Here is a 7,441-nt window from a genome sequence, read left to right as displayed (position 1 = left end):
CGGGCTAACCCTGTTGGACACCATTCAGGGCACGGTCGGGGCGGTCAGCCTGATTCCGGACGCGCTGACCCCGCACGAGGAAGCCGTTTACACCAACATCGCCTTCATGGAGTCGGTGCACGCGCGCAGCTACAGCAACATCTTCTCCACGCTGTGCTCGACCGCTGAGATCGACGACGCGTTCCGCTGGTCCGAGGAGAACCCCAACCTGCAGCGCAAAGCCGAGATCGTGATGCAGTACTACAAGGGCGACGAGCCGCTCAAGCGCAAGGTGGCCTCCACGCTGCTGGAAAGCTTCCTCTTCTACTCCGGCTTCTACCTGCCGATGTACTGGTCGAGCCGGGCCAAGCTGACCAACACCGCCGACATGATTCGGCTCATCATCCGCGATGAGGCCGTGCACGGTTACTACATCGGCTACAAATACCAGCGCGGCCTGGCGCTCGTCGACGAGGTCAAGCGTGCCGAGCTGAAGGACTACACCTACGAATTGCTCTTCGAGCTCTACGACAACGAGGTGGAGTACACCCAAGACCTCTACGACGAAGTCGGGCTGACCGAAGACGTCAAAAAGTTCTTGCGCTACAACGCAAATAAGGCGTTGATGAACCTCGGCTACGAGGCGCTGTTCCCGCGCGACGAGACCGACGTGAACCCGGCGATCCTGTCGGCGCTGTCGCCCAACGCCGACGAGAACCACGACTTCTTCTCCGGGTCGGGTTCGTCGTACGTGATCGGTAAGGCCGTCGTCACCGAAGACGAGGACTGGGACTTCTAAGCGCGCGACCTAACCCGGTAGCAAGAGCGCGACTTCGGCATTAACGCTCGAGAAGTCGCTGTCGCCAATATCATCAACGCCGGCTGGGTTTCACGCACTCATGACACTGGTGTCGGTGCCGACACGTCGCCGGATGGAGGTGCAGAGCAGTTCCACGGGGGTTCGCCGGGGGTCATGAAGAGGTGAGAAATGAAGACTCTTGGCATCGTGGCGGCTGCTGCCGGTATCGTCTGCGCCTCTGTGGCACAGGCGGATCCAGGACAGGCGGACCTGAGCAAGCCGTTCTCGATGGCCGGCGGCCCCTTCGTCGGCCAGTGGGGCGCCCACGGGGAGAGCCTGACGATCAACGGCGATGGCAGCGCCGTCGAAACGACCCGCTCTGGCACCGTGAACATGCGGTTCACCTTCGTGCAGGGCCCACCCTCCCAGCCCGACACCACCGCATACGGCAACATTCCCGGCGGGGGATACGCGACCGCCACGCTCGTCGACGGCGGTCGCGGATTAACCCTCAGCGTCGCGGGCGGGGACCAGGGCTTCCCGTTCTGCAAGAGGGTCGACGGTGGCTACGCCAACAGCGCCGACTGCGGAGCGTGAGCTGGGTCACCATCATCACTGAGTCGGGCAGCATTCCGGCCGCGGCGGCGTTGCGCTGAAAAGCCACCGCATCAGACGGTGACCTCGATTCAGCGAGGCTGACATGACCACAATCGGCGGACACCGCGGCCACCCGATCGGCGAAGCGATTTGGATCGTCGCGGGCATCATTGTGCTGATGGCATTCGGCGACGAATTGGTGCTGTTGGCCCTCGCGCTGGCGGTTGCGGCCATGGCGACGGGTTGGTGGATTCACCACCGGGTGGGGCGGCGCGGGCAGACCAGCGAGACGGAGTTGGCGTCCGTGACCCACCTATGTCGACGCAACGTCACCAAGGCGTCGGCGCACGCATCCTCACGCCGCCCCAGCGCCGCTTAGGCAACGCCCGGGGTGGGCTCTTTGCGCGTAGCTAGTTGTGAGCGGGTTGGCGTTCGGTCAGGTCCACAACGGGCGCGCTCGCGGCGCTCGTTTTGACGGACTCGATACCCTTCTCGGCGCTCGCCTTTGTTTCATAGGCCTGGCTGGCGGCGATGATTTCGCCGTTAGCCGCCTTGAGGTGGAACCGGAATTTGCCGGCTTTGTCCTTGCTGACCTCGAATTTGGCTGCCATTCCAATACTCCTTGTTCGTTTCTTCGAACAGCGCCAACGCTACGCCTAGTTGACTCCTCGAAAAAGAGTGCTCAGTAAGCTGTTTCGGCTATCACGTGTTTTCCAGAATGCCGACCAGCGTGATGATCAACGACGTGTGCTCGGTGTAGTTGGGCCCGACGTAGACACGTGCTGTCGGAGTGTCGCCAGCTTCGTAGAAGAAACTGACGACTTGCGTGAGATAACCGAGCGAGCGATCGCATTTCGTCACGAAGTACGCCACTGCGCCGGCGCCCTCAAGCACGATCACGTCGGACGCGTCACCAAGCTGGGCTGAGACGCTGGTGAGTTTCAACCGTTTTCCGGCCGGCACCTGGGGGAAAGTGAAATAGCACTGCCCCTGAGGGCATGTCGACGCATCACCGACCGCGGCTTGTGCCTGATAGGGGTCGTCAGTGTGGGCCATGTGTTGCTCCTTGCGTCGGCGGTCAGGGCGGCCACGCTCGAAACCCGTTGTGTTTAGCCTAATTTCGGGCTTCCGGTCGAGCTGATCATTTCAGCGACTCGCGGCGGGAACACGAGTAATCCACTACTCGAATCATCGGACCGGACCGACGGGCCGCCCATCACTGGCCCGATGTCACCACGGGCTGATGGTGTGACGCAGTAGTGAAGTAGCCAGGCAGGATTTGCAACAAATTCGTCGAGAAATCCTTTAGCGCCCCACCCGCGAATATGAACAGGCGCGTGAACGACGTATGAATAGTGGGGACGGTACGACGGCTCGCTAGCGCGGTTGATGCCGCTGCCCGACACTATTCCTGTGACGACAACCGCTTCCTCCAAAAAGGATCACAAGCACCACTTCTTTTGCTCGGTGATTCGCTGGCTGCAGGTCGGCTACCCCGACGGCGTCCCCGGCCCGGACCGAGTGCCGCTGATGGCTCTGCTGCGCAGCACACCCCTGACCGAAGAGCAGATCAAAGAGGTGGTGCGCAAGGTCACCGCCAAGGAAGGGTCTCCGGAGACGATCGACCACCCGATCGACCGCGACGAGATCTCCGAATTCATCTCAGACATGACGCATTACGACGCCGGCAAGGAAAACGTCATCCGCGTGGCCGCCACGTTGGCCGCCGCCGGCTGGCCGCTGGCCGGCATCGACGTCAGCGAGGTCGTGCCCGGTGACGAGGATGCGGAGTCGGCCGAGCTCACGGCGCGAGGTTCTGAGGGAGACTAGGACTCCCGGGGCCGCCTCATAGCTTCGAGATGTCGATGACGAAGCGGTACCGCACGTCGCTGGCCAGGACGCGTTCGTAGGCTTCGTTGATGTAATCGGGCTCGATCAGCTCGATTTCGGGTGTTACGTCGTGCTCGGCGCAGAAGTCCAGCATCTCCTGCGTTTCGGCAATGCCGCCGATGTTGGAGCCCGACAGGCTGACACGGCTCAAGGCCAGCGAGAACGCGGGCACCTCCATCGGGTGTTCGGGGATGCCCAACTCCACGAGCGTCCCGTCGACGTCGAGCAGGCTGAGGTACTTGCGCAGATCCAGGTTCGCCGAGACCGTGTTGAGGATCAGGTCGAAGCTGCCGCGCAGATTGCGGAAGGTGTCGGGGTCCGCAGTCGCGTAATAGTCGCTGGCACCAAGGCGCAGGCCGTCTTCCATCTTCTTCAGCGATTGCGACAGCACCGTCACCTTGGCACCCATCGCGACACCGAGCTTGACGCCCATGTGCCCCAGCCCGCCCAGGCCGACGATCGCCAGGCGAGTGTCGGCGTCGACTTTCCAGTGCCGCAAGGGGGAGAACAGCGTCACGCCCGCGCACAGCAGCGGGGCGGCCTTGTCCAGCGGTATCGAGTCGGGGATGCGAAGGACGTAGTTCTCGTCGACGACGATGGCCTGGCTGTAGCCGCCCTGGGTCGGCTGTCCGTCTTTGCCGACGCCGTTGTAGGTGGAGACGAAACCCTTCTCGCAGTACTGCTCCAGGCCGGCCAGGCAGTGCTTGCACTCGCGGCAGGAATCCACGAAGCAGCCGACACCGACGCGGTCGCCCACCTGGTGCTTGGTGACCCCGGAGCCCACCTCGGTTACCACGCCGGCGATCTCGTGCCCTGCGACCAGCGGGTAGTTGGGCTGACCCCATTCGCCCCTGACCGCATGGATGTCCGAGTGGCAGATGCCGGCGAACTTGATCTCGATGGCCACATCGTGCGGGCCGGGTTCGCGACGGGTGATGGTGGTCTTGGTCAGTGGTTCGGTCGCCGACGGTGCAGCGTAGGCCGAAACAGTGCTCATGAGTTATCCCTCTTCGATGGTTTTACGCCTCTAAATAACCTTAGCCAAAGTAAACTTTCCGGGCCATGTGATGTGAGCCGGATATCAGCTCATTGGCGCGCTTACGTCCCGGAATTTGCGGCGCTAGTTGATCGGAGCGTTGACCCAGCGCAGGTCGTTGACGACGCCTCGGGCCGCGATCAGTCCCTCGCCGGTCTGCCACACTTCGTCGTTAACGACGAACACCCGGTTGTCGCGGTTTGCCGACAGCTTGCGCCACGGCTCGCTGTCCAGAACGGTGGCGGCGCGCTGGGATGCGGCCGGTGAGTCGCACGAGACGTAGATGATGTCGGCGTCGGCTGCGGAGAGGTTCGGGTTCTTCGCAAGGTCGGCGTCGGTGGCGCCGATCTCGAGATACGGCTTATCGGTGAAGCGCTGCGCGGCCGGCCGGTCCACGCCCACCGCGCCGAGCACGCTGGCCGGGAAGTTGTTGGTCCCGTACACCCGAATCGTGCCGGCCGTCAGCTGCACGATCGACGCCTGGAAATGGGACGCGTCGTGTTTGGCGCCGATATCCGTGGCCCGTTGGGAAAAGCCGCTGATCAGTGCGTCGACTGCCGCGCCGCGTGCCGTGGCGGCGCCGACGGCGCGCAGATTGTCCTGCCAATCCGCGCCGGGCGCCGCGGTGAACAGCGTCGGGGCGATCGCGGCCAGCTGCGGATACAAGTTGGGCGTCAATCCCTGTGAGCCCAGGATGAGGTCGGGGTGCAGCGCGGAGATCGCGGCGACGTCGGGGTTGGTGCGGCTGCCGACACCGGGCAGGCCGTGCACCGCACCGCCCAGATACGACGGCTGGTTCGACGAGCCGTCCGGCACCGCCGCGGCGATCACCCGCGACTGCAGGCCCAGCGCGCACAGGGCGTCGAGCTGGTCACCGGAGAGCACGACGATGCGCTTGGGCTCCGCGAGCACCTGCACCACGTCCGGGCTGACTCCCGCCGCGTTGTGAGCCTGCCGGGTCGCCGGCCCCGGGTCTGCCCCGGCGGCATCGCGCGCGCACGACTCATCGGGGTGGCGGTCGTTTCCCAGCACGCCGGCACCGGCGATCTGGGTGGTGGGGGTGACCAGGGAACGGGCCGACGGGGAGGAGCCGGGTTTACCGGATCCGCAGCCGCCGCATGCGACCACAACGGCCGCCGTCACGGCGCCGGCCACGAGCACCCGGGCGGGCCGGATCACGCCGAATTGCACGGGTTTGACGCTAACACCCGGCCGGTCTGGAGCCGTTTTCCCGAGAAGACACCCAGCAACACGCCGCCCCGCCGAGGCATTTACGACAGTTTGTAGGACCAGCCCTGACGTCGGCATCACCGGCGGCTAAGATTCGAGTCAATAGCCACTTTGGGCCCTGTCCGATCCGGATGTTTGGAGAAGCTGTTGACAGCCGAAGCGCCCCCGTTGGGAGAACTTGAAGCCGTTCGCCCATACCCGGACCGCATGGGTCCTAAAGGGAACCTCGTCTACAAGCTGATCACCACGACCGATCACAAGATGATCGGAATCATGTACACGGTGACCTGCTTCGTCTTCTTCTTCATCGGCGGGCTGATGGCGCTGCTGATGCGCACGGAGCTGGCGGCACCCGGGCTGCAATTCCTGTCCAATGAGCAGTTCAACCAGCTGTTCACGATGCACGGCACGATCATGCTGCTGCTCTACGCGACGCCGATCGTGTTCGGGTTCGCCAACCTGGTCCTGCCGCTGCAAATCGGCGCGCCCGACGTGGCGTTCCCTCGGCTCAACGCCTTCTCGTTCTGGCTGTTCCTCTTCGGCGGCCTGATCGCGGCCTCCGGCTTCCTGGTCCCGGGTGGGGCCGCGGACTTCGGCTGGACCGCCTACACGCCGCTGTCCGACGCCGTGCACTCACCCGGCGCCGGCGGAGACCTATGGATCACGGGCCTGATCCTTGCCGGCCTGGGCACCATCCTTGGCGGGGTGAACATGATCACGACCGTGGTCTGCATGCGCGCCCCCGGCATGACGATGTTCCGGATGCCGATCTTCACCTGGAACATCCTGGTGACTTCGATCCTGATCCTGATCGCGTTCCCGATCTTGACCGCGGCCCTGTTCGGATTGGCCGCCGACCGCCACCTCGGGGCTCACGTCTTCGACGCCTCCAACGGCGGAGTCCTGTTGTGGCAGCACCTGTTCTGGTTCTTCGGCCACCCCGAGGTCTACATCATCGCCCTGCCGTTCTTCGGGATCATCACCGAGATCATCCCGGTGTTCTCGCGCAAGCCGATCTTCGGTTACACCACGCTGGTCTACGCGACGCTCTCGATCGCCGCCCTGTCGGTCGCGGTGTGGGCGCACCACATGTTCGCCACCGGCGCGGTTCTGCTGCCGTTCTTCTCGTTCATGACCTACCTGATCGCCGTGCCCACCGGAATCAAGTTCTTCAACTGGATCGGCACGATGTGGAAGGGCCAGATCACCTTCGAGACGCCGATGCTCTTCTGTGTGGGCTTCCTGATCACCTTCCTGCTGGGCGGCCTGACCGGCGTGATCCTGGCCAGCCCGCCGCTGGACTTCCACGTCACCGACACCTACTTCGTGGTGGCGCACTTCCACTACGTGCTGTTTGGCACCATCGTGTTCGCCACCTTCGCGGGCGTGTACTTCTGGTTCCCGAAGATGACCGGTCGGCTGCTCGACGAGCGGCTGGGCAAGCTGCACTTCTGGCTGACGTTCATCGGGTTCCACACCACATTCCTGGTGCAGCACTGGCTGGGTGACATGGGCATGCCGCGCCGCTACGCCGATTACCTGCCCTCCGATGGTTTCCAGCCGTACAACGTCGTCTCGACGGTCGGCGCCTTCATCCTGGGCGCGTCGATGTTCCCGTTCGTCTGGAACGTCTTCAAGAGCTGGCGCTACGGCGAGGTCGTCACAGTCGACGACCCGTGGGGCTACGGCAACTCGCTCGAGTGGGCGACCAGCTGCCCGCCGCCGCGGCACAACTTCACCGAGCTGCCCCGAATCCGTTCGGAGCGACCGGCTTTCGAGTTGCACTACCCGCACATGGTGGAGCGGCTTCGCGCCGAGGCGCACATAGGTCGCCACGCCACGGCTTTCGAATCGCCAAAGGGATTCGTCCCACGGACCGAGCCCGATCGCTCGACCCCTAACCAGTAGCG

9 protein-coding genes are annotated in these 7,441 nt (G+C 64.0%); 5 read left to right on the top strand and 4 right to left on the bottom strand.

The features are described from left to right. The 3 genes from nrdF to JOZ00_RS15690 all read left to right on the top strand — a co-directional run. Nucleotides 1-778, top strand: a 778-nt coding sequence (nrdF, locus tag JOZ00_RS15700; RefSeq protein ID WP_293345100.1) for a class 1b ribonucleoside-diphosphate reductase subunit beta, incomplete at its 5' end; no start/stop codon positions are given. 189 nt (nt 779-967) lie between these two features. Further along, entirely contained in the window at nt 968-1,375 is a 408-nt protein-coding gene (locus JOZ00_RS15695) for a hypothetical protein (RefSeq protein ID WP_293345098.1), read from the top strand. A 103-nt stretch (nt 1,376-1,478) separates the two neighbouring features. Next, a complete protein-coding gene (locus tag JOZ00_RS15690; protein WP_293345096.1) occupies nt 1,479-1,754 on the top strand; it encodes a hypothetical protein in 276 nt (91 codons plus the stop codon). Nucleotides 1,755-1,785: 31 nt separating this feature from the next. Here JOZ00_RS15690 and JOZ00_RS15685 read toward each other — a convergent pair whose 3' ends face one another. Then, complete coding sequence (locus tag JOZ00_RS15685; RefSeq protein WP_293345094.1) at nt 1,786-1,986, bottom strand: DUF1508 domain-containing protein; 201 nt, start codon at nt 1,984-1,986, stop codon at nt 1,786-1,788. A gap of 91 nt (nt 1,987-2,077) precedes the next feature. Further along, nucleotides 2,078-2,431 (bottom strand): hypothetical protein, encoded by a 354-nt coding sequence (locus JOZ00_RS15680; protein WP_293345092.1) that lies wholly within the window; start codon nt 2,429-2,431, stop codon nt 2,078-2,080. Nucleotides 2,432-2,764: 333 nt separating this feature from the next. On the opposite strand from JOZ00_RS15680, the gene JOZ00_RS15675 reads away from it, so the two are divergent. Further along, on the top strand, nt 2,765-3,205 hold the full coding sequence (locus JOZ00_RS15675) for a DUF3349 domain-containing protein (protein ID WP_293345090.1): 441 nt from the start codon (nt 2,765-2,767) through the stop codon (nt 3,203-3,205). A 16-nt stretch (nt 3,206-3,221) separates the two neighbouring features. Here the strand turns inward: JOZ00_RS15675 and JOZ00_RS15670 are convergent, their stop codons facing one another. Together JOZ00_RS15670 and JOZ00_RS15665 are read right to left on the bottom strand one after the other, a co-directional pair. Further along, a complete protein-coding gene (locus JOZ00_RS15670) occupies nt 3,222-4,262 on the bottom strand; it encodes an NAD(P)-dependent alcohol dehydrogenase (RefSeq protein ID WP_293345088.1) in 1,041 nt (346 codons plus the stop codon). Between the two features lie 123 nt (nt 4,263-4,385). After that, nucleotides 4,386-5,492 carry an iron-siderophore ABC transporter substrate-binding protein gene (locus tag JOZ00_RS15665; protein ID WP_293345086.1) on the bottom strand — a complete coding sequence of 369 codons (1,107 nt, stop codon included), beginning with the start codon at nt 5,490-5,492 and terminating at the stop codon, nt 4,386-4,388. Nucleotides 5,493-5,678: 186 nt separating this feature from the next. Here JOZ00_RS15665 and ctaD point away from each other — a divergent pair, with 186 nt between their 5' ends. Continuing rightward, nucleotides 5,679-7,439, top strand: a complete 1,761-nt coding sequence (gene ctaD, locus JOZ00_RS15660) for a cytochrome c oxidase subunit I (protein WP_293345084.1) — start codon at nt 5,679-5,681, stop codon at nt 7,437-7,439. Nucleotides 7,440-7,441: the final 2 nt, after the last annotated feature.

The sequence above is a fragment of the Mycobacterium sp. genome, from assembly GCF_019243155.1.
Classification (GTDB): Bacteria; Actinomycetota; Actinomycetes; order Mycobacteriales; family Mycobacteriaceae; genus Mycobacterium.
This window is presented reverse-complemented; position numbering and strand designations above follow the sequence as displayed.